Genomic DNA, 25,648 nt, shown 5'->3' with positions numbered 1-25,648 from the left:
GCGGCGGACGCGACCGGGGGTCCTACGGCGCGCCCGCACGGCTCGTACGGCGCGCCGGCGTGGCTCGTACGCGGGAACAGAGGACTCAGGCGGCAACCGAGGGCTCAGGCGGCCGGGGCGTCGAAGCGGGCGCCCTCCTCGATACGGGTGCCGCGGGCCCAGTCGGCGGCCCGCATCGGCTTCTTGCCCTGCGGCTGCACCCACTCCAGCTCCACCGGGTGCGAGCCCGTACCGACGTGCACCGCGTTCTTGCCGGCCCGCAGCTGCCCGGGGGGCAGCTCGTCGAGGCCCGCGTCCGCTACGGGCATGAGCGAGCGCACCTTCAGTCGCTCCCCGCGGAACTCGGTCCACGCGCCGGGAGCCGGCGAGCACGCCCGCACCACCCGGTCCACCCGCAGGGCCGGCGCCGTCCAGTCGATCCTCGCGTCCTCCACCGTGATCTTCGGGGCGAGCGAGACACCCTCCTCCGGCTGCGGCACCGCCTGCAGCGTGCCGTCCTCGATGCCGTCCATGGTGGCCGCCAGCAGCCCGGCGCCCGCGAAAGCGAGCCGGGTGAGCAGATCGCCGCTGGTGTCCCTGGGCCGCACCTCTTCGGTCACCACCCCGTAGACCGGTCCCGAGTCCAGCCCCTCCTCGATCAGGAAGGTCGTCGCCCCGCTCATCTCGTCCCCCGCCAGCAGCGCGTGCTGCACCGGCGCGGCGCCGCGCCAGGCGGGCAGCAGCGAGAAATGCAGGTTCACCCAGCCCCTGGCCGGTACGTCCAGCGCGACGCGGGGCAGCAGCGCCCCGTAAGCGACGACGGGGCAGCAGTCGGGCCCGATCTCGCGCAGCCGCGCCAGGAAGTCCTCGTCCCTGGGGCGTGCGGGCTTGAGGACCTCGATGCCCTCCTCCTCGGCACGCTGGGCCACCGGGCTGGGCACCAGGCGCCTGCCGCGCCCCGCACGGGCGTCGGGCCGGGTGACCACGGCGGCGACCTCGTGCCGTTCGGAGGCGATCAGAGTGTCGAGCGCGGGGACGGCGACCTCGGGGGTACCTGCGAAGACGAGCCTCATCAGTGGCGAACTACCTCTCACCCGTGGGAAGTGCGGGAAACACGGAAAACCGGCTCCCGGGCCCGGGAGCCCCGACGGCCGGAACCGGAGCCGGAGCGCCGGAGCGGGAGCCCCGGAGCCGGAGGCCCGGAGCCGGAGGCCGGAATCCCGGAAAGCGCGGAAAGGCAGTCAGTTTACGGTCAGCGCGATGTCGCTGTCCGAGGGGGCGTGCGGGCCCCCGCGCGCCCTGTCGGTGCTCCTTCCGCGCCCCCGCAGCGTGACCAGAGAGCCCATCGCGGCGTTGGTCAAGTCAGATTGACCGAACCGAGCGCCGCCCCGCCCACCGCGCACCGCGGCCTCGCCCCCCTTTTCCCACAGCCAGTCACCCCATCCAGCACCACAGCTGAACACCCCCATGTCAGCCGGTCCGAGAGGCTTCTTCATGGCCGACCACGCAACCCACGACGCCCAGGCGCGGGCAAGCCTGCACCTTCTGGTGCGGGACATCGAGCGGGTCCGCCGGCAGGTGGACGCGCTGCGCACCCTCACCGCGCAGTTGGGCAACGTCTATCGCCCACGGCGCACCGGCCCTTCCGCGGGCTTCGTCGTCTACGGCCGCGCTCCTGCGCCGACCGTCAGGCTCGCCCAGGAACTACGTGACAGCGTCGAGACGCTGGTCACCGCGGCGGTGGACTTCGACCGCTCGCTCGGCTTCTCCTGGGACGCCGTGGGGTCGGCCCTGGGCGTCACCAAGCAGGCCGTGCACCGCAGGTACGGTTCTGCACGGCGCGGCAGCGCCCGGAACGCGCCCGAGAGCGCGGAGACCTCCCCTTCGGCTCCGTCGGCCCCGGCGGCCGCACCGGTCCCGTCGACCGCCTCGGGGGTGCCCAGGCAGCCCGAGGGCGGACCCCGGCAGCCCGAGGGCGGACCCCGGCAGCCCGAGTCCGTTCCCGCCGCTGCCTCCCGCACCCTCCCCACGGCTCCCGGCACGGCGACGGCGCCCCGTACGCCCGCGGTGCCCGCCGCCCGCGCGATCCCCCCACAGCAGCCGGGCCCGGCACAGCCGTACGACACGCGCCGCGAAGCGCGGGAGCAGCGCCCCGGAGCTCTGCCGTCCCCCCGGAACGGCTAGCCCTCCCCGACGCGGGGCGCGGGGCGCTGACCCGCTGGGCGCTGGGCGACACGGTGCAGTAGCGCCGGCACGGTGCAACGGCGTCGGCACGGTGAAGCCGCGCCGGCACGGTGCAGACCGACCGGCCACCGTGCAGACGAACGTGCAGCAGACCGGCCACCGTGCAGACACGCCAGCCACGGCGCAGCGCCCCGCGCGGTCGGTGGCTCAGCCGATGTCGAGCGGGTCGATCCGTACGTGGGCGATGGGCCCCTCCCGCCGGGTCAAGCGTCCCACCTGGGCGGTCTTCAGCGCCGCGGCCAGCGCCGCGCCACTGCCGCGTGGCACCCGCACCAGCGCCCGCTCCCACAGCTCGCCGGGCGGCGGGTCGCCCGGGTTGCGAGGGCGGCCCGGCTCCGGCACGGGAAGCGGCACCGGCCCCAACACCTGTGCACCCTCGGGCAGTCCGGCGTCCCCGGCCGCGGCCAGCAGTCCGGCGACGGCCTCCGGGGGGCCGGTGACCGCGGCCATCCGGGACACCGGCGGAAAGCCGAGCTCCGCACGGTCGGCCAGCTCCCGCAGCGCGTGCCCCGCCGGGTCCCACCGCACCAGGGCCTGCACCGGCCGCATCGACTCCTCCGCGACCACCACCACACTCCCGCCCTCGCCCTGCGGCCGCACCAGCGAGGCGGCGCCCAGCCAGCGGCGCAGGGCCTCCTCGCCCGACCGCAGATCGGGGCGGCTCAGCAGCGCCCAGCCGTCGAGCAGCAGCGCGGCCGCGTACCCCGCCTCCCCCTCGGGCACCGGCTCGGCACCCGGGGTGGCGACGACCAGCGCCGGGCGGTCCGGCACCGACTCCAGCACGTGCTCACCGCCCGACGTGCGGATGGGCACCGAGGGGAATGCCCGCCCCAACTCCTCGGCCGTCCTGCGGGCGCCGATGACGCTGCCGCGCAGCCGCGTCCCCGAGCACATCGGGCAGCGCCACTGCGGTGTCTCCCTGGCGCACCAGCCGCAGCGCAGCGCGGTGCCCTCGCCCGCTGCCTCCAGCGGACCCGAACAGTGCGCGCAGCGCGCCGGCTCCCGGCACCGCTCGCACACCAGCCGTGGCACATAGCCGCGGCGCGGCACCTGCACCAGCACCGGTCCGCGCTCCAGCGCCTCCCGCGCGGTGCGCCAGGCCAGGCTCGGCAGCCGGGCACTGCGCGCCGCCGGGTCCCGCCCCTCGTCCCCCTCGGCCGCCGTACGGACCCGGGGCATCACCGCCCGCACGGTGTCCCGGTCTGCGGCCAACGGCCGGGCGAAACCGGACTCCACGAGCTGCGCCGCCTCCACGGTGCAGCTGTGGGCGCCCAGCAGGAACGCGGCCTGCTCGGTGACCGCACGCTGGAGCAGCACTTCACGGGCGTGCGGCTGCGGCGCGCGCTCCTCGCTGTGGCTGCTGTCCCCGTCCTCCCAGATCGCGGCGAGGCCCAGACGGCGCACGGGTGCGAACATCGCGGCTCGGGTCCCCACGACGGCCCGTACGGCGCCCCGGCTGACGGCCAGCCAGCGCCGGTAGCGCGGCTCCGGCCCGGCGTCCGCCGTCAGCAGCACATGCTGTCCCTCGCCGACGAGTGCGGTGAGCGCGGCGTCCACCCGCGCCGCCGACTTCCCGTCGGGCAGCACCGCCAGGGCGCCCCGGCCCGTCGCGAGGGTGGTGGCCATCGCGCGGGCCAGTTCGTCAGCCCAGCCGCCGGGGCCGGGCAGCGCCGTCCACACCGCACGGGGCGCGGCCTTCTCGGCGAGCGCCCGCAGGAAGGCCGGGCCCTCCGGGTAGCGCTCCCACCCGCCGGGTTCGGGCACCGGCGGCTTGGCCGGGCGGCGCGGCGAGGGCTGCTTCTCCGCCTTCGCCCGGCGCGGCGGCACGGCGAGCTGCACCACGTCGGCCAGCGAGCCCGCGTACCGGTCGGCCACCGCGCGGCACAGCTGCAGCAGTTCGGGCGTGAGCACCGGTTCGGGCGACAGCACCTGGGCGAGGGGCGCGAGCCGCCCGGTGAAGTCGGTGTCGGCCCGCCGCTCCACGATGAACCCGTTGATGAGCCCGCCTCCCTCACGGCGCCCCTCCCGCTCCCCCGCCCCGAAGCGCACCCGGACCCGCACCCCGGGCTGGGCCTCCTCGTCCATCGCCGCGGGGACGGCGTAGTCGAAGTACCGGTCGAGATGGACCAGCCCCTTGTCGACCAGCACCCGCGCCACCGGCAGCCGCTCGGCCATCTCGGCGCCCCGCCAGGTACGCGGCTTGGCCCTGGGCTGCCGCTCCTTGCGCTCCCGCACGGTCTCCCGGATCAGCGCGAGCTGCTCCGGCGCATGCCGCTGCGAGCCCCCTTCACCGTTCCCATCGCCCCTGCTCACAGCCTCAGTCTCGCAAACACCACCGACACCCGCCGCCGGTCACCGCTCGTCCCCCTTCTGTCCTTTTCCACCCTCGGCACGGTGACATCCGGCATCATCAGCAGCACCCCCAGCGCCAGCAGACCCCCGACGGCGCCCGTCCACCCGACCGTCAGACCGATCGCGGACGCGTCCGCCGTCATGGCGCCACCGTGCGTGCCATGCGCGCTGTGTGGGCCGCGCCCGCCGTACTGGGCCAGCAGCGTCTGCGCGACGGCCAGTCCGACGGCCCCACCGAGCTGCTTGGTCAGCGCGGACCCGGCCGTGGCCGTGCCCATGTCCCCACGGGGCACGCTGTTCTGGGTCGCTATGGTCAGGCCGCCCATGGCAGGTCCGGTGCCCAGCCCGGCGAGCAGCAGCCATACGCCGGTCAACGCGACGGGGGTCCGGGACCCCAAGGCGAGGAAGGAGCCCGCGCCGAGCGCCAGCAGCGTGGCGCCCGCGAGCAGCACCGGTTTGGTGCGGCCACTGCGCAGGACGGCCGCAGCCGTGACCCGATTGCCCACGGTCATCCCTATCAGAAGCGGCAGCAGCAACAGCCCGGAGACAGTGGCTGAATGGCCACGCACCTGCTGGAAGTAGAGGGGCAGCAGAACACCCACCGGCAGCGCCGCAATCTGGAAGAAGAAGCCCGCCCCCAGCAACGCCCCATAAGCACGGTGGCCGAACAGCCGCAGCGGCAGCACCGGCACTTCGGCGCGACGCTCCACCGGGAGCAGCAGCCCCAGCAGCACCGCCCCGACGGCCAGCGGCCCGGCAACCACGGGATCGGTCCAGCCCACAGGGTGCTCCCCCGCGTTGCCCCTGAGGCTGAGGCCGATCAGCACGAGTGAGAGTCCGCCGGTCAGCAGCAGGATGCCGAGCAGATCCAGCCGACCTCCGCCCCGACCGGCCGGACCGGCGTTCGCACCGGGCGTACCGACTCGGCCCGGCGGCCCCCCGGGCGGTCTCCGGTCAGGAAGGACAACGACCAGGACCGACGCGGCAGCCAGCCCGAGCGGAAGATTCAGCCAGAAGGCCCAGCGCCAACCCACATGGTCGGTCAGCAGCCCGCCGACGAGCGGCCCGCCCACCAGCCCGAGCACCATCATCCCGGCGAGCACCGTCTGCATACGCACCAAGCCCGCAGTGCGCTCGGGCGGATACAGGTCCCGGATGAGAGCCATGCCGAGGGTGAGCAACGCTCCCGCGCCCAGGCCCTGCACAGCGCGCGCCGCGATCAGCGTGGCCGGCGTTCCGGCGAGTCCGCAGGCCAGAGAGCCGACAAGGAACAGCCCCAGCCCGCCCAGCAGCAGCCGCCGGCGCCCGTGCAGGTCCGAGAAGCGGCCGTAGACGGGAACGCTCACCGATGAGGTCAGCAGATAGGCGGTGACCAGCCAGACGTACCAGGACTCTCCGCCGCCGACCTGCTCGACGATCCGGGGCAGCGCCGTGCCCACCACGGTGCCATCGAGCATGGCCAGGAACGCACATCCCAGCAGCGCGAACGTCACCAGGCGCCGACGCGCGCGGCCGAGCGCCTCGTACGGGTCCTCAGGGCCCTCGGCCGTGCCCGGCCGGGTATTCATCCCTCGGCTCCCGGTTCGGCGGACTGCCCGGCCAGGGCCCCGTGCAGAAAGAGGTCGACGAGCTCGGCATCGCCCAACGGCTCCGGCGAAGGCGAACGTCCGGCGCTCATCAGCATCAACTGGAAGATCTCGGCGAGGCGCTCGGGCGCCAGTCGCAGCACCTCCCGGTCGGGCTCCAGCAACGCCGCCAACGCGGCACGCGGCGCTGCCAGCCCGGCCTCACGCTGCCGCTGCCCCTCCTCCATGCCCTTGGCACCCGGACCGGGCGGCCGTGTCGCCTTGCCGAGGGAGGCCAGGGCCCCGGCCACGTCCCCTATCCGGTTCATATAGCCCCGCAACACCTCTGCCGCCTCGGTCAGCCGCGCGGCCAGCGGCTGGTCCAGCGAGATGCCCTCCAGGTGCGCGACGGTGTCGTCGGGCCGCAGCGCCTCATCCATACAGGCGGCGAGCAGCGCTTCCTTGTCCGTGAACACCCGGAAGATCGTCCCCTCCCCGATACCGGCGGCCCGCGCGATCTTCGCCGTCGTCACCAGCGGCCCGTACTCCACCACGAGCGGCAGCGCAGCCGAAACGATCATCGCCCGCCGCTGCTCAGGATCCATCGCAGGCGCCCTGCGCCTGCCAGTCGTCTCACCCATGCCCCAGAGCATACGGAGTGAGTCCTCACTCCGTCAATGAGTGAGGACTCACTCCGTTCTGCCGCCCTCTCGACGTGCAGGGCTCTTCCTGCTTGCCTGCCCGTGAGGGGGCGTCGCCCGTGGGAGCTCACAACCGAGATGAAGAGCGGTGCTCCGGCGGAGACAGGAGAGGTCGAGAGGAAACGGGAAACGCCTCCCGCGACTTGTTGGTCCGGGCGGGCGCAACCAAGCTGAAGTCCTGGCGAGGGGCCGCCTTACCGGAAGGAGAGACACGGAGGTCATCAGTGCTTCGACGGGAGCAAGCGCCCCTCTTCGGTCCGGAACTCCGCAGACTCCGCCTCGCCAGAGGGCTCACCCTCGGCCAACTGAGCGCAACCGTCCACTACAGCAAGAGCCAACTGAGCAAGGTCGAACGAGGCCTCAAAGCACCGTCACCCGAGCTCGCTCGCCTGTGCGATGCCGCGCTCGGAGCAGAAGGCGCCCTCGCAGCGCTGGTTCCGCCACCTCGCTTGGGAACTCCCACGCCCGAGTCCGATCCCGACGAAGACGAGACCTGGCTGATGCATCTGGACCCCAGTGGCAGTGCCTCTTTCCAGTCCGTGCCCCGCAGGACGGTGATGGCCGCGGGCGCGGCCTCAGTCATCCCGCTGGGCCAACCGACGCCGCAGACGGACTGGGCCACGCTTCTCCGGACGGCCCGTTCGCTGTTCACCCACTACCGCCGTCTGGGGCAGAGCGCGGGCTCCCAGCTCGTGCTGCCGCCGCTCATCGCCCAGACCCACACACTTCGCGCGCTGGCCGGGCAAGCGGGGCCAGGCACGCGCGAGGCGTTGTTGTCGCTGGCCTCCCGCTATGCGGAGTACATCGGCTGGCTCGTGCAGGAAACCGGGGACGAGCGGGGAGCCGTGTGGTGGACCGACCGCGCAGTCGAACTCGCGGAGGCCGGTGCTGATCATGGGCTGGCCGCCTACGCGCTGGTGCGCCGCGCGCTGATCACTCTCTACCGGGGCGACGCGGCACAAACCGTGGAACTGGCCCGCCGTGCCCAGCGGCTGGCCGACAGCGACCGAGTACGCGGTCTCGCCGCGCAGCGCGAGGCACAGGGTCATGCCCTGGCCGGCGACCATCGCTCGTGCATGCGTGGCCTCGACGCCGCGAGGGCATTGCTGGTCGCCGCCGACCGTCCCTCGAACAGCGACCCGCAGGCTCTCTCGCCGGTCTCGCCCGTCATCGGCCCCAGCACGCTCACCGACCCGGTATCGATGATCACCGGCTGGTGTCTGCACGACCTGGGCCGTCCGGCCGAGGCCGCTGAGGTTCTCGACCGCGAGACGGCAAAGCTCCCCCACAGCGCCCTCAGGTCGCAGGCGCGGTACGGGATACGGCGTGCACTCGCCCACGCGACAGCGGGCGAGATCGACCACGCGTGCGCCCTGGTCCAGAGCCTCATCGCGGCAACGGACGCCGTCGCCTCCGCAACGATCACGACAGACCTGCGCCGCCTCGCCCACGTGCTGCGCCGCCATCCCACCCGAGCCACCCAGGACCTCTCACCCTGGCTGGCCACCCACATCTGACCGCACTCCGGCCGCGACCCGACCAGGCCACTCTCGATCACCGACAAGGAGCCCTCATGCCGCATGTCTTTGTCAACTACCGGACCGGCGACGGTGAGCAGGCCGCCACTACCGTCGCCCGCGACCTGACGCACCGGTTCGGCCCCGGACTGGTCTTCCGTGCCAGCGAATCCATCCGTCCGGGACAGCTCTACCCGGAGGAGCTACTGGCGGGGGTCCGCCGCAGTGACGCGCTTGTGGCCCTCATCGGGCCGCACTGGCTGGAGGCGCCCGACACCTCCGACCCGCACAGCAGGGCACTGGACAACCCGGAGGACTGGGTGCGGAAGGAAATCCTCGAGGCGTTCTCCCGCGGTCTTCCGGTGATCCCTGTACTGCTGGGCCGCCGTACGGAACGTCTCACCGCTGCCGCGCTGCCTCGACCGCTCGCTCGGCTGGCGTATGTGCAGTCCCTGCGCTACGACCATCAGCAGGCCTCCACCGACCTCGACCGTATCGCCGAGGTACTGGTCGAACTCGTTCCCGGCCTGGAGGATGCCGGCTCCCCGGAGCAGGGCGCGGGCCCAGCACCCGGCACCGTCACCAACGCACTCAGCGGTGGCGGTGACGGCCACACCCAGGCTCGCGACATCAGCGGTGGCCTCAACTCCACCGTCATCCGCGATTCCCACGGGCCTGTCAACACCGGCTCAGGCCCACAGAACGTTCACCAGCCGCATCTCAACGGCGACGGATCCACCTACATCAGTGGCGACAACGAGGGAGGCGTCAACCACCGATTCGGGGGACGACGGTGACGACCAGCTCACATATCGACAGCTCGCACGGTCCCGTCAACTCCGGCTCGGGCCCCCAGTACATCTCCTACTACCAGGACATCAGGGCGTCCGCGGCGAACGACAGAAGCGGCCGGGACCCGCGCCGAGCAGCCGTGGAAGAGCTCCGCAGTCTCAGGCAGCGATTCGTGTCCCCGCCGGGCTCCGACCGGGCCCGGCGGCTGCTGGAGGACAAACGTGCCGTTCTTCTCCATGCTCGCCCCGGCCACGGTGCTGTCACGGCTGCCAAGGTTTTGCTGTGCGAACTGCCCCAAGGGGCACGGCGGTTCCAGGAACTCGTCGACCAGGCCGAGGAGGAGGACGTCGGCCGAGCGATTGACACAGACCACGTGGACGAGGGTGCTGCTCTTCTGCTCGACCTGTCCGTAGTCTCCGGCAGCCGCTACGCCGCCTTCATGGCCGAGCTGCCCGGCTTCCTCGAAGTGGTGCGTGAGCGAGACGCATGGCTGGTCACTGTGCTCCCCGGGGAGTGGCGAACAGGTTTCGACCACCTGTTGCAGGGGCTCGTGGCTCCACTGGGACGTCCTGACGCCCTGGATGTACTGCGAGCGCATTTGCGGGAACACCACATCTGTCCTTCCCCTTCGGAACTGGCCGGGGAAGAGCTGGGACTCCTGCTGGAGAAGGCCACCATGGCCGAGGTGGCCGATCTGGCCCAGGGAATCGCCTCGGCCGCCGAGGACGCCTCCAGCGAGTCCGGCTTCGGCTCCTGGCTCAGCACAGCCCTCACAGCACGCCGCCCGGGTATGGACGACGTCGAGAAGCATCTGGCGGAATTGCACAGCGGAACGCAACGTGCCCTGTTGTTGGCGACGGCGCTGTTGCACGGAGCGCGCACCGATACCATCCATGAGGCAGCGATCCGGTTGATGAGAGCAGCGAAGCACCCGGAAGTGGTCGCACCGCCCCTCCAGCACCGCACGCTGTCCGCTCGGCTCAGCGACATCAGGGCAGCCGCTGACACCGCCTCTCGCGTCCAGTTCGAGGCGCCCGCGTACGACGACAGGGTGCGCACGTACTTCTGGGACAACTACCCGCAGCTGCGTGCTCCGCTCGGTCACTGGGTGTCGCAAGCAACGGAGTTTCCCGCTCTCGGCACATCCGACCGGCTCGATCTGGTCACTCGCTTCGCCCGCGAGTGCCTGCGCACGGGGCCGCCGCAGGAGCTCGGCAACCTGGCCGAACGCTGGACCAGGTCGTCCGCCTCGAAGGAGGAGCTGTCCATGGCCGCTCGCGCTCTCGGGGAGGGTGTCGCGCATTCCCGGTACGGCAGCGTCTTCCGGCACCGGCTGTACGCCTGGGCGCAGGATGCGGCGCTGCCCACACCCCGTGCCCACGTACTGATCGGAGTGTGCTCCGAAGTGCTCTCCCGGAGATTCCCCGATCAGGCGATGGTCCGGCTGCGTCATCTGAGCCGGCACCAACAGCCCGACGTCCGCGAAGCGGCACGTGAGGCCCTGTCGCGCATCACCGACTCGGACGACCGCCTCTACCGCAGCCTGCTCGGACGACTGCGGCCCGGTGCGGACCCCCGGGGCCGCCGCGACGTCGAAGTCTTCCTCCGCGTCGCCGATCCGTTGCGTCTCAGGGACGACAGTGACCTGCACACCCTGCTCGCCGACCACTGGACAGCCGCGCTCGCTCATACGCCCCGCGCCGGCTGGGAAGCGCCGCTGTGCGGATGGCTGGACCGCGCCCACTCCGAGCCCGATGCCTCACCAGCGGCGCTCGGCATCCTGGCGGCGGCCTGCGCACGCCACCGGGCGGCCTTCAGCGCCGTCTACGCCGCCGCCTGTGCCTGGGCCGGTACGGATCAGTTCCGCACCCGCACGGTGGACATGCTCTGGGCCGCCACCCGCTCCGCGCCGTCACCCCGTACCCCGGCGTCGCCATGACCGAGGCCGCACACCACATGATGTGTCAGGAGATTCCATGAGTTCTGGCCACAAGACGGTGACAGGTTTCTGCACCGTCCTCCTGGGCCTCGTGCTGGCCCTGGTCGGCCTGGTCGTGCACTGGCCCGTATGGGCATGGGCCGTTGCCACGCTTGTCTTCGCAGCCCTCGCCCTGGCGCTGCCACGGCTGACGACTCCGGCTGTGGACCCTCTTGCACACGAGTTCACGGCAGAGCCCGACCGCCCCACCGATCCACCCGAGCGCCGCGAGCACACTGTGACCGACGTGGTGCTCCCCTCAGCAGCCGAAGACTACGACTTCCGCTTCTCGGCCACCGTGCGCTGGTGGCCGCAGGACCTGCCCAAGGACAGTCCGCCCTTCTCCTCCGTCGGTGTAGCCGTCAGCGCGGTGCTCGAGCGGGCCCGCGCGGTGACCGAGAGCTGGCAGCCGGAGCGTGCCTCACTGGCGCAGCATCGGCTCGTCGGCGAACTGGCGGTCATGCTGCCGGATCCTGCCGGCCGCCTGCTCGCCATGGCGGAGAATGTGACGCTCGGTCTGGCGGAGGCCGACGCGGTACGGCTGCGCAAGCTCGCCACGGTCCGCAAGGACGAGGTCCTGTGGTCTCATGAACGCCGATACGAGCGCGACCGGCGTGAGTACCTGGGCAAGGATGTGCTCCGGGACGCCGGCAGCGCCGTGGTGTGGTGGCTGGCCAAGAACGACGACCAGATCCACAAGGCCGTCGACGACCTCGGGGTGCTCGCCCAGCTCTCCGCTGCCGCCAACGACAAGGACGTCCCGGACCGCTATGCCCATCTCGTACCGCACCGGCGCACGCCGGAGACGGAGGACCGGCCCGGCGGAGATCCCGGCCACAATGGGCACCATGGCATGCCCCATCCGTGCGAGCCGTTCACGGTGAACGGCTCAGCGACTCCGGAACCCGTGAACGCGTTCGAGCGGCTGCTGGCCACCATGGACGTGCCGACCGGGCACGAGGATTCCGGTGTCCTGGCCCGCGCACTCCATGAGGGGGCGGCGCAGGTCGGCCGGGAGCAAGCCACCGAAGCCATCCGGCAACGGTTCGATCCGGGTGCCGCCCGGGAGCCGGAACCACCGGACGCGCACGCCGAAGGTGGCTGGGCGGACGCGCCCGAGGTCTGAGTGGGTGGGGAGGGGGCGTACGCCCCGGCCACTGCCTTCGGCCGCTCGGCCACGCCGCGTCGCGCGGGGCGACGGCGGTGACGGGATTCGAACCCGTGAGGAGTAGGAACTCCGGTGGAGAAGTATCCCCTGCCCGCGCACCGGGCGCGTCCGCGCTCAGCCTAGGGGCGTGACCGGCGGCACGGCGAGTGGATTGCGGAGGGGCGGGTGATCATCGGCGGTGCGTGCGCGCAGCCGCCGGGCGGGCGCGGGAGGGGGAACGCCGGAGGCCCGGCACCCCGCCAGCATGGGGTACCGGACCTCCGGTTGTGAGACGTGCCGAGACGGAAGGACGTCGGCGCGGGCGGTGGGCTAGAGCCCGGCCGCCTTGCGCAGCGCGTCCACCCGGTCCGTACGCTCCCAGGTGAAGTCGGGCAGCGCACGGCCGAAGTGGCCGTAGGCGGCCGTCTGCGCGTAGATGGGACGCAGCAGGTCGAGGTCGCGGATGATCGCGGCCGGGCGGAGGTCGAAGACCTCCGAGATGGCCTGCTCGATCTTCTCGACGTCCACCGTCGCGGTGCCGAAGGTCTCCACGAAGAGACCGACCGGCTCGGCCTTGCCGATGGCGTACGCGACCTGCACCTCGCAGCGGGAGGCGAGTCCGGCGGCCACCACGTTCTTGGCGACCCAGCGCATGGCGTAGGCGGCGGAGCGGTCGACCTTGGACGGGTCCTTGCCGGAGAAGGCACCGCCACCGTGGCGGGCCATACCGCCGTAGGTGTCGATGATGATCTTCCGGCCGGTGAGGCCGGCGTCACCCATCGGGCCGCCGATCTCGAAGCGCCCGGTCGGGTTGACCAGCAGCCGGTAGCCCTCGGTCTCCAGCTTGATGCCCTCGTCCACCAGGGCCTTCAGCTCGGGCTCGACGACGAACTCGCGGATGTCGGGTGCCAGCAGCGAGTCCAGGTCGATGTCGGCGGCGTGCTGGGAGGAGACCACGACGGTGTCCAGCCGCACGGCCTTGTCACCGTCGTACTCGATGGTGACCTGGGTCTTTCCGTCGGGGCGCAGGTAAGGGATGGTCCCGTTCTTGCGGACGGCCGAGAGCCGCTCCGAGAGCCGGTGTGCCAGTGTGATCGGCAGCGGCATGTACTCGGCGGTCTCGTCGCAGGCGTAGCCGAACATCAGGCCCTGGTCGCCGGCGCCCTGCTCGTCGAGCTCGTCCTCGTCGCCTTCCACCCGCTTCTCGTAAGCGGTGTCGACACCCTGCGCGATGTCGGGCGACTGGGCACCGATGGACTCGGAGACGCCGCAGGAGGCGCCGTCGAAGCCCTTCTTGGAGGAGTCGTAGCCGATCTCGAGGACCTTGTTGCGCACGAGCGTCGAAATCGGGGCGTAAGCCTTGGTCGTCACCTCTCCGGCCACGTGCACGAGGCCGGTGGTGATCAGCGTCTCGACGGCGACCCTGGAGTGCGGGTCTTCCTTGAGGAGGGCGTCGAGGATGGTGTCGCTGATCTGGTCAGCGATCTTGTCAGGGTGACCCTCGGTCACAGATTCCGAGGTGAACAAGCGGCGCGACACATCGCTCCCTGGGGTTGCAGCGGCTGCTGGCTGAGCATGGGGCGGACCGGTCGGGGGCTGCGCCCAAGCACGGTCCGCGGCCAGTTTATCCATCTCCACCGGCATCCAATCACGGACTCTCGAACTACGAGACGACCATGACCTGCTCAATCCGAACTCCAATGGCGCCGGAAGGCCACCTGAGATCCGGATATGTCGGGGCGTGTCGGTCGGCGAAGGTGCTGGTCAAGAGCGCCGTTCCGGCCTCGTACGACGACTTCCGGCCCACTCGGGCGCAGGGCCGATTTTCTTCCGGCGAGCACCGGAAGGAGCCATTCCGTCCCGGTCGGCCCCCGGCACGCCGCCCGCTCACTCGCCCGGCCCGGCCGACGCTCACTCCCCCTGCCCGGCCCGCGCTCGCTCCCCCCGGCGCCGCCCGGCGCTCACTCCCGCGGGGCCGCCGGGAGACGCTCCGCGATCAAGTCCCACACCGTCTCGGCGAGCGTCTCCTTCGGCCCGTACGGCACCGGCGTCTCGCTGCCGTCGGCGCCCAGCACCACGGCCTCGTTCTCCTCCGAGCCGAAGGTCTTGCTCTCCCCGACCTCGTTGACGACCAGCAGATCGCAGCCCTTGGCCGCGAGCTTGGCGCGGCCGTGGGCGAGTACGTCGTCCGTCTCGGCGGCGAAGCCGACCACCACCTGACCGGGCCGGGGGCGACTCGCGGAGAGTTCGGCGAGGATGTCCGGATTGCGGACGAGCGCCAGCGGCTCCGGTTCCCGGTCGTCCTTTTTCTTGATCTTCCCGGTGGCGTACACGGCGGGGCGGAAGTCGGCCACGGCGGCGGCCATCACCACCGCGTCCGCTTCGGCGGCCGCCTTGGTGACCGCCTCCCGCAGCTCCAGCGTGCTCCCGGCCCGTACGACGTCCACCCCGGCGGGGTCCGGCAGTGCGCTGTTGGCGGAGACGAGCGTCACGCGGGCGCCGCGCGCCGCGGCCGTACGGGCGAGTGCGTAGCCCTGCTTCCCGGAGGACCGGTTGCCGAGGAATCGCACCGGATCGAGTGGTTCCCGGGTGCCGCCCGCGCTGACGACGACGTGCCGCCCCGCGAGATCGGCGCTGCTGCCCGCCGCGCCGCGCAGCAGCGCCCGGCGGCAGACGTCGAAGATCGCGTCGGGGTCGGGCAGCCGCCCCTTGCCGGTGTCCTTCCCGGTCAGCCGGCCGACGGCGGGCTCGATGACCAGGGCGCCGCGCCGCCGCAGGGTGGCCACGTTCTCCTGGGTCGCGGGGTGCTCCCACATCTCGGTGTGCATAGCGGGAGCGAAGACGACGGGACAGCGTGCGGTGAGCAGCGTGTTGGTGAGCAGGTCGTCGGCGAGGCCATGGGCTGCCTTGGCCAGCAGATCGGCCGTTGCGGGTGCGACGACGACCAGGTCGGCCGTCTGACCGATGCGCACGTGCGGCACCTCGTGCACGGACTCCCACACCTCGGTGGCGACCGGGTGACCGGTCAGCGCCGACCAGGTGGCGGCGCCGACGAAGTGCAGCGCCGACTCGGTGGGCACGGCGCGCACGTCGTGGCCGCTCTCGGTCAGCCGCCGCGCCAGCTCGCACGCCTTGTAGGCGGCGATTCCGCCGCTCACGCCGAGCACGACCTTCGGCTTGCCGGTGGCTGCCGCCTGTCCGTCGTCCCGCTGCTGCGTCACTCGTCTCTCCCCGGATGCCACACGCGTCGTTATGCCTTATGACACACCAGGGGCCCGGCAGCCGCGCTGCCGGGCCCCTGGTGGAAAGTGGTGCCGACCGGCTACTGGGCGACCGGCGGAGCCTCCACGGGCTCGGAGGTGAGAAGGCCGGCGTTGATCTCGCGGAGCGCGATGGACAGCGGCTTCTCGTGCACGTGGGTGTCCACCAGCGGGCCGACGTACTCGAGGAGACCCTCACCGAGCTGGGAGTAGTACGCGTTGATCTGACGCGCGCGCTTGGCGGCGTAGATCACAAGGCTGTACTTGGAGTCGGTGGCCTCGAGCAGCTCATCAATCGGCGGGTTGATGATCCCCTCGGGCGTGGTGATGGAAGAGGCCACTCTCTGCCTTCCGTTTCGATGCTCGCTCGGTGCCCTTGGGCGTCTGCCGAGCGCTGGAGGTCAGGTCAATCGATACGCATCAAGGCTAGCAGCTCAGCGCTGACCTCTTCGACGGAGGTGTTGACCAGGGTCCGGTCGAACTCGGCCTCGGCCGCCAGCTCGGTACGGGCGACCTCCAGCCGGCGCTCGATGACCTCGGGCGCCTCGGTGCCGCGGCCGGTCAGCCGCCTGACCAGCTCCTCCCAGCTGGGCGGAGCCAGAAAGACGAGCTGCGCCTCGGGCATGGACTGCTTGACGAGCCGCGCGCCCTGCAGATCGATCTCCAGCAGGACCGGCTCCCCGCGCTCGAGGTGCTCGAGCACCGCGTTCCGGGGGGTGCCGTAGCGATTGCCCGCGAACTCGGCCCACTCGAGCAGCTCACCGTTGGCGATCAGCTTGTCGAACTCTTCGTCGCCCACGAAGAAGTACTGCACCCCATGGCGCTCGCCGGGGCGGGGCCTTCGGGTGGTGGCGGAGACGGAGAGCCAGACCTCGGGATGGGCCTTGCGCATATGTGCGACGACCGTGCTCTTACCGACCCCGGAGGGGCCGGAGAGCACGGTCAGCCGCGATGTGCCGACCGGGGGTGCCGGGGTCTCCCCCCGGGGAACTGCAGAACTCATGCAGCGATTATCCCGGTTAACGCGAGTGCCTGAGACCTCAGGCGTTGGCACCGCCGAACTCGCGCTCCAGGGCAGCGATCTGGTTGGAGCCGAGGCCGCGGACGCGCCGGCTCTCGGAGATCCCCAGCCGCTCCATGATCTGCTTGGCGCGGACCTTGCCGACGCCGGGCAGGGACTCCAGGAGAGCCGAGACCTTCATCTTGCCGATCACGTCGTTTTCCTGGCCCTGCTTGATGACCTCGTGCAGAGACGCGCCGGAGTGCTTGAGCCGGTTCTTGACCTCGGCGCGCTCCCGGCGAGCCGCGGCGGCCTTTTCGAGCGCGGCTGCGCGCTGTTCAGGGGTAAGGGGCGGAAGAGCCACGCCTACGTCACCTCGGATGTCGAACTGTCGGATACGGATCGGTGAGGAACCTAGTAGGCCCGCACCTGCGGAGCAATGAGCAACGCGCCTGTTCGCGGTGCTCTGGACGGAGACTAGCGGGCGTGAGCGCCACAGTCAGCGAGAACAGACGAAAAGTCCTGGTCAGCCTCTGTCGACCTGGGCTTTTTGGGACATAACCGGCACATTTTCCGCTCTCAGCGAGGGCGCAGCCCGCTCTCAGCGAGGACGCAGCCCGCTCCCGGCGCCGGTCTCAGCCCACCGCGGACCAGTCTCAGTCCACCGCGCCGCGCACCTCGTCCGCGAACCTGATCGCCGAATCCCGCAGTCCTGCCACGTCCGGACCGTGTCGCAGGACTCCCCGGCTGACGCTCGGCACCACATTGCGGACCGCGTCGCCGAAGACGGCGGGCAGGTCGCCGGGGGTCGCGCCCTGCGCCCCGATGCCCGGCGCCAGCAGGGGACCGTTCACCGCCAAATCGAACGCGGACAGATCGCCCAGCGTCGCGCCGACCACCGCGCCGAAGGAGCCGAGCGGCTCGGCACCCGCGTTCCGGTCGGCGAGGTGCCTCAGCACCGTCTGTGCCACCGTCGTGCCGTCGGCACGGACCGCGCGCTGCACTTCCTCGCCCTCCGGGTTGGAGGTGAGCGCCAGGACGAACAGCCCGGACCCGCTCGCCGTGGCCGCCGTGACGGCGGGTTCCAGGGCGCCGAAGCCCAGGTAGGGGCTGACGGTGAGCGCGTCCGAGAACAGCGGGCTGCCGCTGTCGAGGAACGCCGCGGCGTAGGCGTCCATCGTGGAGCCGATGTCGCCGCGCTTGGCGTCCATGACGACGAGCGCCCCGGCCTGCCTGGCCTCGGCCACCGTCCGCTCCAGCACGGCGACGCCGCGCGAGCCGAAGCGCTCGAAGAACGCCGCCTGCGGCTTGAGCACGGCCACCCGGTCGGCCAGCGCCTCGACCACCGTACGGCTGAACCGCTCCAGCCCCGTCACATCGTCGTTGAGGCCCCAGGAGTGCAGCAGGGAGGCGTGCGGGTCGATGCCGACGCACAGCGGGCCCCGGGTGTCCAGGGAGCGGCGCAGGCGGGCGCCGAAGGACTCGGGGGCCGGGGTGTCGGGCCCGGTCGTCCCGGTGGCTGTCATGCGGCGGCCTCCTGCTGCTCGGTGTCCTGCGGGCGGTGCTCGGCGCCGACGGCCTCGGCGAGGGTCGCGTAGGGGCTGGCGGCCAGCAGTTCGGCCAGTCCCCGGTGCATCCTGCGCATCCAGAACGGGCCCTCGTACAGGAACGCGGTGTAGCCCTGGACGAGCGTGGCGCCGGCCAGGATGCGGCGCCAGGCGTCCTCGGCGGTGGTGATGCCGCCGACGCCGACGAGCGTGAGCCGGTCCCCGACCCGCGCGTAGAGCCGGCGCAGCACCTCCAGGGAGCGGTCGCGCACGGGGGCCCCGGACAGCCCGCCGGTCTCGGCCGTCAGGGCCGGGTCCGAGGTGAGGCCGAGCCCGTCGCGCGCGATGGTGGTGTTGGTGGCGATGATCCCGTCCAGTCCCAGCTCGACGGCGAGATCGGCCACCGCGTCGATGTCCTCGTCGGCGAGGTCGGGCGCGATCTTGACCAGCAGGGGGACACGGCGCCCGGTGACCGTGCGGTCGGCCGCCTCGCGTACGGCGGTCAGCAGGGGGCGCAGGTGTTCGGTGGCCTGGAGGTTGCGCAAGCCGGGTGTGTTGGGCGAGGAGACGTTGACGACCAGGTAGTCGGCGTGCGGGGCCAGCGCCTCGGCGGAGGTGACGTAGTCGGCGGCAGCCTCGGCCTCCGGCACGGCCTTGGTCTTGCCGATGTTGACGCCGACAGTTGTGCGGAAGATCGGATTCCGGTCGGCCAGCCGGGCGGCGACGGCGGCCGAGCCCTCGTTGTTGAAGCCCATCCGGTTGATCAGCGCCCGGTCCTGGACCAGGCGGAACAGCCGCTTCTTCGGATTGCCCGGCTGGGCGCCGCCGGTGACGGTGCCGACCTCGACGTGGTCGAAGCCGAGCATGGCGAGCCCGTCGACGCCCTCGGCGTTCTTGTCGAACCCGGCGGCCAGCCCGAACGGGCCGTGCATCCGGCGGCCCAGGGCCTCGACCCGGAGCTGCTTGTACCGCGGGGCGAGGGCCGCTGCCGCGAAGGTACGGAGAACGGGGGTGCGGGCTGCCCTGCGGATCCAGGAGAAGGCCAGGTGGTGGGCGCTTTCCGGGTCCATGCGGCAGAAGACGGTGCGGAAGAGGAGTCCGTACATGGAGTGTGGTGGGTTCCTGTGGAGGGGAGCGGCCCTGCCCTCCCCCGGCCGGAGGCCGGAGGAGGGCGGAGGGGTCAGCTCCGGCGGGCGGCGACCAGGTGCTCGGCGTGCTCCTGCAAGGACCGGACGCTGACCTCGTCGCGGGCCATGGCGTCGATTCCCTGGACGGCCGCGGCCAGCGCCTGCACCGTGGTCAGGCAGGGCACCGACCGGGCGACGGCCGCGGTGCGGATGTCGTAGCCGTCGAGCCGGCCGCCCGTGCCGTACGGGGTGTTGACGATCAGGTCGACCTCGCCGTCGTGGATGAGCTGCACGACGGTCGGCTCGCCGTTCGGGCCGGGGCCCTGGCTGTGCTTGCGGACGACCCTGGCGTTGATGCCGTTGCGCTTGAGAACTTCCGCGGTGCCGGAGGTCGCCAGCAGCTCGAAGCCCATGGCGACCAGTTCCCTGGCGGGGAAGATCAGCGAGCGCTTGTCGCGGTTGGCGACCGAGACGAAGGCGCGGCCCTTGGCCGGCAGCGCCCCGTACGCGGCGGTCTGCGACTTGGCGTACGCGGTGCCGAAGACCGAGTCGATGCCCATGACCTCGCCGGTGGAGCGCATCTCCGGGCCGAGCACGGTGTCCACGCCGCGGCCCTGCACATCGCGGAACCTGCTCCAGGGCATGACCGCCTCCTTGACGGAGATCGGCGCGTCCAGCGGCAGGTCGCCGCCGTCGCCCTCGGCCGGGAGCAGCCCCTCGGCGCGCAGCTCCGCGATGGTGGCGCCCAGCGAGATCCGGGCTGCCGCCTTTGCGAGCGGGACGGCCGTCGCCTTGGAGGTGAACGGCACCGTACGGGAGGCGCGCGGGTTGGCCTCCAGCACATAGAGGATGTCGCCCGCCATCGCGAACTGGATGTTGATCAGGCCCTGGACGCCGACGCCGCGTGCGATGGCCTCGGTGGATGCGCGCAGCCGCTTGATGTCGTAGCCGCCGAGGGTGATCGGGGGCAGGGCGCAGGCCGAGTCGCCGGAGTGGATGCCGGCCTCCTCGATGTGCTCCATGACTCCGCCGAGGTAGAGCTCGTGGCCGTCGTAGAGCGCGTCCACGTCGATCTCTATGGCGTCGTCGAGGAACCGGTCGATGAGGACCGGGTGCTTCTCGATCAGCCCTGCGTGCCGCTGGAGGTAGGACTCCAGCGAGGGCTCGTCGTAGACGATCTCCATGCCGCGGCCGCCCAGCACATAGGAGGGGCGGACCATGACGGGGTAGCCGATCTGAGCCGCGATGCCCTTGGCCTGTTCGAAGGAGAAGGCGGTGCCGTACTTGGGGGCCGGCAGTCCGGCCTCGGTGAGCACCCGGCCGAACGCGCCGCGCTCCTCGGCCAGTTCGATGGCCTCGGGCGAGGTGCCGACGATCGGCACACCGTTGTCCTTGAGGGCCTGGGCGAGGCCGAGCGGGGTCTGGCCGCCGAGCTGCACCAGGACACCGGCGACGGGCCCGGCCTGCTGCTCCGCGTGCACGATCTCCAGCACGTCCTCCAGGGTGAGCGGCTCGAAGTAGAGCCGGTCGGAGGTGTCGTAGTCGGTGGAGACCGTCTCGGGGTTGCAGTTGACCATGACGGTCTCGAACCCGGCGTCCCGCAGCGCGAAGGAGGCGTGGACACAGGAGTAGTCGAACTCGATGCCCTGGCCGATGCGGTTGGGGCCCGAGCCCAGGATGATCACCGCGGGCTTCTCGCGCCGCGCGACCTCGGTCTCCTCGTCGTAGGAGGAGTAGAAGTACGGCGTCCTGGCGGCGAACTCGGCGGCGCAGGTGTCCACGGTCTTGTAGACGGGGCGCACGCCCAGCGCGTGCCGTACCTCGCGCACCACGTCCTCGCGCAGCGAGCGGATGCCGGCGATCTGCGCGTCGGAGAAGCCATGGCGCTTAGCTTCTGCGAACATCGTGGAGCTCAGCTCGGGCGCAGCCGCGATCTCGTCGGCGATCTCCTTGACGAGGAAGAGCTGATCGACGAACCAGGGGTCGATCTTCGTCGCGTCGAAGACCTCCTGCCGGGTGGCGCCGGCCCGGATGGCGGCCATGACGGTGTTGATCCGGCCGTCGGTGGGGCGCTCGGCCTCGGCGAGCAGCTCGTCCTTGTCGCCGAGTTCGGGGACGGGGGTGGCGAAGTCGAACTGGCTGCCCTTCTTCTCCAGCGAGCGGAGCGCCTTGTTGAACGCCTCGGTGAAGTTGCGGCCGATGGCCATGGCCTCGCCGACGGACTTCATGGTGGTGGTCAGCCTGGAGTCGGCGGCCGGGAACTTCTCGAAGGCGAAGCGGGGCGCCTTGACGACCACGTAGTCGAGCGTGGGCTCGAAGGAGGCCGGGGTCTCCTCGGTGATGTCGTTGGGGATCTCGTCCAGCGTGTAGCCCACCGCGAGCTTCGCGGCGATCTTCGCGATCGGGAACCCGGTGGCCTTGGAAGCCAGCGCCGAGGACCGCGAGACGCGCGGGTTCATCTCGATGACGACGACCCGCCCGTCGGCGGGGTTGACGGCGAACTGGATGTTGCAGCCGCCGGTGTCGACGCCGACCTCGCGGATGACGGCGATACCGATGTCCCGCAGGATCTGGTACTCGCGGTCGGTGAGCGTCATGGCGGGCGCCACGGTGATCGAGTCGCCGGTGTGCACGCCCATCGGGTCGAAGTTCTCGATGGAGCAGACGACCACGACGTTGTCGTTCTTGTCCCGCATCAGCTCCAGCTCGTACTCCTTCCAGCCGAGGATGGACTCCTCCAGGAGCACCTCGGTGGTCGGCGAGAGCGTGAGGCCCTGCCCGGCGATCCGGCGCAGCTCCTCCTCGTCGTGTGCGAAGCCGGAGCCGGCGCCGCCCATGGTGAAGGAGGGGCGGACCACCACCGGGTAGCCGCCGAGCTCCTCGACGCCGCGCAGGACGTCGTCCATGGAGTGGCAGATGTAGGAGCGCGCGGACTCGCCGTGGCCGATCTTGCCGCGGACGGCCTCGACGACCTCCTTGAACTGGTCGCGGTCCTCGCCCTTGTGGATGGCCTCGGGCCGGGCGCCGATCAGCTCGACGCCGTACTTGGCCAGCGTCCCTGACTCGTGCAGGGAGATCGCGGTGTTGAGCGCGGTCTGGCCGCCGAGGGTGGGCAGCAGCGCGTCGGGCCGCTCCTTGGCGATGATCTTCTCGACGAAGTCGGGGGTGATCGGCTCGACGTAGGTGGCGTCGGCGATCTCCGGGTCGGTCATGATCGTCGCCGGGTTGGAGTTGACCAGGATCACGCGCAGGCCCTCGGCCCTGAGCACGCGGCACGCCTGGGTGCCGGAGTAGTCGAACTCGGCGGCCTGCCCGATGACGATCGGTCCTGAGCCGATGACCAGGACGGACTGGATATCGGTGCGCTTAGGCACGCTGGTCCTCCATGAGGGATACGAAGCGGTCGAACAGGTAGGCGGCGTCGTGCGGACCCGCGGCTGCTTCGGGGTGGTACTGGACGCTGAAAGCCGGCCGGTCGAGGAGCCGCAGGCCCTCCACCACGTTGTCGTTGAGGCACACGTGGGAGACCTCGGCGCGGCCGTAGGGGGTGTCGGAGATCCGGTCGAGCGGCGCGTCGACGGCGAAGCCGTGGTTGTGCGCGGTGACCTCGACCTTGCCCGTCGTACGGTCCTGGACCGGCTGGTTGATGCCGCGGTGGCCGTACTTGAGCTTGAAGGTGCCGAACCCGAGGGCGCGGCCGAGGATCTGGTTGCCGAAGCAGATCCCGAACAGCGGGGTGCCTCGCTCCAGCACTCCGCGCATCAGGGCCACGGGGTGCTCGGCGGTGGCCGGGTCACCGGGGCCGTTGGAGAAGAAGACCCCGTCCGGCTTGACGGCGTAGATGTCCTCGACGGTCGCGGTGGCGGGCAGGACGTGCACCTCTATGCCGCGCTCGGCCATCCGGTGCGGGGTCATGCCCTTGATACCGAGGTCGACGGCGGCGACGGTGAACCGCTTCTCGCCGATCGCGGGGACGACGTACGCCTGCTGGGTGGCGACCTCCCCGGCGAGGTCGGCGCCCTTCATGGCGGGCACGGCCCGGACGGCGGCGAGAAGTTCGGCCTCGCTCCGCGCCGCGGCCTCGCCGGAGAAGATGCCGACCCGCATGGCGCCGCGCTCGCGCAGGTGCCGGGTCAGGGCCCTGGTGTCGACGCCACTGATTCCCACCACGCCCTGGTCGCGCAACTCCTGGTCGAGGGAGCGGGTGGCGCGCCAGTTGGAGGGGGTGCGGGCGGGGTCGCGTACGACGTAGCCGGCCACCCAGATGCGGCCCGACTCGGGGTCCTCGTCGTTGACGCCGGTGTTGCCGACGTGCGGGGCCGTCATGACGACGACCTGGCGGTGGTAGGAGGGGTCGGTCAGGGTTTCCTGGTATCCGGTCATGCCGGTGGAGAACACGGCCTCGCCGAACGTCTCCCCCACGGCCCCGTAGGCACGCCCGCGGAAGGTGCGGCCGTCCTCCAGGACAAGAAGGGCGGGATTCGCCGTGGTTCCGGTCGCTCCCCTGGCGGAGGTCGTCATCATGCGCCTTCCTTGTGCTGCTGCATTGCCGCGACGCCGTTGTCGCCGCACATTGCGTTGATCTTCTCGACCCATCCGGCCTGCTCGGCCGAGTGGTCGAAGCGGAATCCGGAGTCGAGCCGCCGGCCGCCGTGCTCCCAGGTGACGATCAGCAGACCGCCCTCGGTGAGGACCTTGCCCGCGATGCCGGTGTCGAGCCGGGCTCCGCGCAGCCGGTCCGCGGGGACGAAGAAGTCCTGCGCCCCGGGGCGCACGACGTCCAGCCCGCGCTCGGTCAGGGTCAGCTCGGCACGGCTGCGGGTGCCCAGGCCGTGCGCGACGATCCGGTCGAGCCACTGGCCCGCGGTGGTGGAGCCGTGGTACCGGCCGCCGGCGCTCAGCAGCGGCTCGCCGCTGCCGTGCTCGGGCGGCTGCGGGAGCTCGGGCAGGTCGCCCTGGAGGGTGCCGCGCCACTTCCAGCCCTGGCGCATCAGCCAGTACAGCAGCGCGACGAACAGGACGAGCCCGACGACCCACCCGATCCGGGCCGCCCAGTCGGTGACTTGCTGTGACTCCCGATCGGCGGCGAGGCCGATCAGGGGGAGGTTTGTCGTACTCACACTGCTCACACCGCTCACGCTGCTCCCACGAGTTTCCCGTCCACGACCGTCGGGCGGCCCCGCAGCCAGGTGTGGGTGACGCGTCCGGGCAGCTCACGGCCCTCATAGGGGGTGTTGGCGCTGCGGGAGGCGAAGCCCGCGGGGTCCACCTGTCCACGGTAGTCCGCGTCCAGAAGAACGAGGTTGGCTGGCTCGCCGGGTGAGACGGGGCGGCCGTGGCCCTCCAGCCGGCCGATGGCCGCGGGCCGGAAGGACATCCGGTCGGCGACCTGCGCCCAGTCCAGCAGCCCGGTGTCGACCATGGTGTGCTGCACCACCGACAGGGCCGTCTCCAGGCCCACCATGCCCATGGCGGCCGCGCCCCACTCGCAGTCCTTGTCCTCGTGCGGGTGCGGGGCGTGGTCGGTGGCGACGCAGTCGATGGTGCCGTCGGCCAGCGCCTCGCGGAGCGCCATCACATCGGCCTCGGTGCGCAGCGGCGGGTTGACCTTGTAGACGGGGTTGTAGGAGCGCACCAGCTCGTCGGTGAGCAGCAGGTGGTGCGGGGTGACCTCGGCTGTGACGTTCCAGCCCTTGGACTTGGCCCAGCGGACGATCTCCACGGAGCCGGCCGTCGACAGGTGGCAGATGTGGACGCGGGAGCCGACGTGCGCGGCGAGCAGCACGTCACGGGCGATGATCGACTCCTCCGCCACGGCGGGCCAGCCGGCCAGACCGAGTTCGGCGGAGACGATGCCCTCGTTCATCTGGGCGCCCGCGGTCAGCCGGGGCTCCTGGGCGTGCTGGGCCACCACACCGTCGAAGGCCTTCACATACTCCAGGGCGCGCCGCATGATCACCGCGTCGTCCACGCACTTGCCGTCGTCGGAGAAGACCCGCACCTCGGCGGCGGAGTCGTGCATGGCGCCCAGCTCCGCGAGCTGCTTGCCCTCCAGGCCGACGGTGACGGCGCCGACGGGGCGCACGTCGCAGTAGCCGTACTCCTTGCCCAGCCGCCACACCTGCTCGACCACGCCCGCTGTGTCGGCGACGGGGAAGGTGTTGGCCATGGCGTGCACGGCGGTGTAGCCGCCCTTGGCCGCGGCCCGGGTGCCGGTCAGCACGGTCTCGGAGTCCTCGCGGCCGGGCTCGCGCAGATGGGTGTGCAGGTCGACCAGGCCCGGCAGCAGCACGGCGCCGCCGGTCTCGACGACCTCGGCGTCCGCCGCCTCCAGCTCCCGGCCGATCTCGGCGACGGTGCCGCCCTCGATCAGGACGTCCTGCGGCTCGCCACCGAGGATCCTGGCACCGCGCAGCAGTGTCTTGTTCTGCTCAGTCAT

Annotated in this window: 20 protein-coding genes; 5 read left to right on the top strand and 15 right to left on the bottom strand. The window is 71.6% G+C overall.

The window, feature by feature from the left end; all coding sequences use genetic code 11:
* Nucleotides 1-104: 104 nt before the first annotated feature.
* The gene (fmt, locus tag HC362_RS28600; protein ID WP_243087056.1) at nucleotides 105-1,052 is read right to left on the bottom strand and encodes a methionyl-tRNA formyltransferase; all 948 of its coding nucleotides are present in this window, start codon (nucleotides 1,050-1,052) and stop codon (nucleotides 105-107) included.
* A gap of 421 nt (nucleotides 1,053-1,473) precedes the next feature.
* Between fmt and HC362_RS28595 the strand changes: the two genes are divergently transcribed.
* Nucleotides 1,474-2,163: a hypothetical protein gene (locus tag HC362_RS28595; protein ID WP_243087055.1), complete on the top strand. Its 690-nt coding sequence runs from the start codon at nucleotides 1,474-1,476 to the stop codon at nucleotides 2,161-2,163.
* Between the two features lie 207 nt (nucleotides 2,164-2,370).
* On the opposite strand, the gene HC362_RS28590 is transcribed toward HC362_RS28595, so the two are convergent.
* The 3 genes from HC362_RS28590 to HC362_RS28580 are packed head-to-tail and all read right to left on the bottom strand — an operon-like array spanning nucleotide 2,371 to nucleotide 6,781.
* Complete coding sequence (locus HC362_RS28590) at nucleotides 2,371-4,536, bottom strand: primosomal protein N' (protein ID WP_243087054.1); 2,166 nt, start codon at nucleotides 4,534-4,536, stop codon at nucleotides 2,371-2,373.
* Nucleotides 4,533-6,143, bottom strand: a complete 1,611-nt coding sequence (locus tag HC362_RS28585) for an MFS transporter (protein WP_243087053.1) — start codon at nucleotides 6,141-6,143, stop codon at nucleotides 4,533-4,535. The genes HC362_RS28590 and HC362_RS28585 overlap by 4 nt, the downstream gene beginning before the upstream one ends.
* Nucleotides 6,140-6,781 carry a TetR/AcrR family transcriptional regulator gene (locus HC362_RS28580; protein WP_243087052.1) on the bottom strand — a complete coding sequence of 214 codons (642 nt, stop codon included), beginning with the start codon at nucleotides 6,779-6,781 and terminating at the stop codon, nucleotides 6,140-6,142. Before HC362_RS28580 ends, HC362_RS28585 begins: the two co-directional genes overlap by 4 nt.
* A 284-nt stretch (nucleotides 6,782-7,065) precedes the next feature.
* Here HC362_RS28580 and HC362_RS28575 point away from each other — a divergent pair, with 284 nt between their 5' ends.
* The 4 genes from HC362_RS28575 to HC362_RS28560 are packed head-to-tail and all read left to right on the top strand — an operon-like array spanning nucleotide 7,066 to nucleotide 12,254.
* Entirely contained in the window at nucleotides 7,066-8,358 is a 1,293-nt protein-coding gene (locus tag HC362_RS28575; protein ID WP_243087051.1) for a helix-turn-helix domain-containing protein, read from the top strand.
* A gap of 56 nt (nucleotides 8,359-8,414) precedes the next feature.
* Entirely contained in the window at nucleotides 8,415-9,155 is a 741-nt protein-coding gene (locus HC362_RS28570) for a toll/interleukin-1 receptor domain-containing protein (RefSeq protein ID WP_243087050.1), read from the top strand.
* Complete coding sequence (locus tag HC362_RS28565; protein WP_243087049.1) at nucleotides 9,152-11,089, top strand: hypothetical protein; 1,938 nt, start codon at nucleotides 9,152-9,154, stop codon at nucleotides 11,087-11,089. The genes HC362_RS28570 and HC362_RS28565 overlap by 4 nt, the downstream gene beginning before the upstream one ends.
* A 37-nt stretch (nucleotides 11,090-11,126) precedes the next feature.
* A complete protein-coding gene (locus tag HC362_RS28560) occupies nucleotides 11,127-12,254 on the top strand; it encodes a hypothetical protein (protein WP_243087048.1) in 1,128 nt (375 codons plus the stop codon).
* A gap of 351 nt (nucleotides 12,255-12,605) precedes the next feature.
* Here HC362_RS28560 and metK read toward each other — a convergent pair whose 3' ends face one another.
* The 11 genes from metK to HC362_RS28505 all read right to left on the bottom strand — a co-directional run bounded on the left by metK (nucleotide 12,606) and on the right by HC362_RS28505 (nucleotide 25,648).
* The gene (gene metK / locus HC362_RS28555; protein ID WP_209267939.1) at nucleotides 12,606-13,814 is read right to left on the bottom strand and encodes a methionine adenosyltransferase; all 1,209 of its coding nucleotides are present in this window, start codon (nucleotides 13,812-13,814) and stop codon (nucleotides 12,606-12,608) included.
* Nucleotides 13,815-14,236: 422 nt separating this feature from the next.
* Nucleotides 14,237-15,496 carry a bifunctional phosphopantothenoylcysteine decarboxylase/phosphopantothenate--cysteine ligase CoaBC gene (gene coaBC / locus HC362_RS28550; RefSeq protein WP_243087047.1) on the bottom strand — a complete coding sequence of 420 codons (1,260 nt, stop codon included), beginning with the start codon at nucleotides 15,494-15,496 and terminating at the stop codon, nucleotides 14,237-14,239.
* Between the two features lie 101 nt (nucleotides 15,497-15,597).
* Nucleotides 15,598-15,876, bottom strand: a complete 279-nt coding sequence (rpoZ, locus tag HC362_RS28545; protein ID WP_209211601.1) for a DNA-directed RNA polymerase subunit omega — start codon at nucleotides 15,874-15,876, stop codon at nucleotides 15,598-15,600.
* A gap of 65 nt (nucleotides 15,877-15,941) precedes the next feature.
* A complete protein-coding gene (gene gmk, locus HC362_RS28540; protein ID WP_209267937.1) occupies nucleotides 15,942-16,538 on the bottom strand; it encodes a guanylate kinase in 597 nt (198 codons plus the stop codon).
* A gap of 37 nt (nucleotides 16,539-16,575) precedes the next feature.
* Nucleotides 16,576-16,899: an integration host factor gene (locus HC362_RS28535; protein ID WP_019356158.1), complete on the bottom strand. Its 324-nt coding sequence runs from the start codon at nucleotides 16,897-16,899 to the stop codon at nucleotides 16,576-16,578.
* Nucleotides 16,900-17,191: 292 nt separating this feature from the next.
* The gene (gene pyrF / locus HC362_RS28530) at nucleotides 17,192-18,061 is read right to left on the bottom strand and encodes an orotidine-5'-phosphate decarboxylase (protein ID WP_243087046.1); all 870 of its coding nucleotides are present in this window, start codon (nucleotides 18,059-18,061) and stop codon (nucleotides 17,192-17,194) included.
* On the bottom strand, nucleotides 18,058-19,188 hold the full coding sequence (locus HC362_RS28525) for a quinone-dependent dihydroorotate dehydrogenase (RefSeq protein WP_243087045.1): 1,131 nt from the start codon (nucleotides 19,186-19,188) through the stop codon (nucleotides 18,058-18,060). The genes pyrF and HC362_RS28525 overlap by 4 nt, the downstream gene beginning before the upstream one ends.
* 74 nt (nucleotides 19,189-19,262) lie before the next feature.
* Nucleotides 19,263-22,583, bottom strand: coding sequence for a carbamoyl-phosphate synthase large subunit (gene carB / locus HC362_RS28520; RefSeq protein ID WP_243087044.1), 3,321 nt, complete (start codon nucleotides 22,581-22,583; stop codon nucleotides 19,263-19,265).
* Nucleotides 22,576-23,730: a glutamine-hydrolyzing carbamoyl-phosphate synthase small subunit gene (carA, locus tag HC362_RS28515; RefSeq protein WP_243088862.1), complete on the bottom strand. Its 1,155-nt coding sequence runs from the start codon at nucleotides 23,728-23,730 to the stop codon at nucleotides 22,576-22,578. The genes carB and carA overlap by 8 nt, the downstream gene beginning before the upstream one ends.
* Nucleotides 23,730-24,347 carry a hypothetical protein gene (locus tag HC362_RS28510; RefSeq protein WP_243087043.1) on the bottom strand — a complete coding sequence of 206 codons (618 nt, stop codon included), beginning with the start codon at nucleotides 24,345-24,347 and terminating at the stop codon, nucleotides 23,730-23,732. Before HC362_RS28510 ends, carA begins: the two co-directional genes overlap by 1 nt.
* Complete coding sequence (locus tag HC362_RS28505) at nucleotides 24,344-25,648, bottom strand: dihydroorotase (RefSeq protein WP_243087042.1); 1,305 nt, start codon at nucleotides 25,646-25,648, stop codon at nucleotides 24,344-24,346. Before HC362_RS28505 ends, HC362_RS28510 begins: the two co-directional genes overlap by 4 nt.

The organism is Streptomyces sp. 891-h (genome assembly GCF_022760275.1).
Lineage (GTDB): Bacteria > Actinomycetota > Actinomycetes > Streptomycetales > Streptomycetaceae > Streptomyces > Streptomyces spirodelae.
This window is presented reverse-complemented; position numbering and strand designations above follow the sequence as displayed.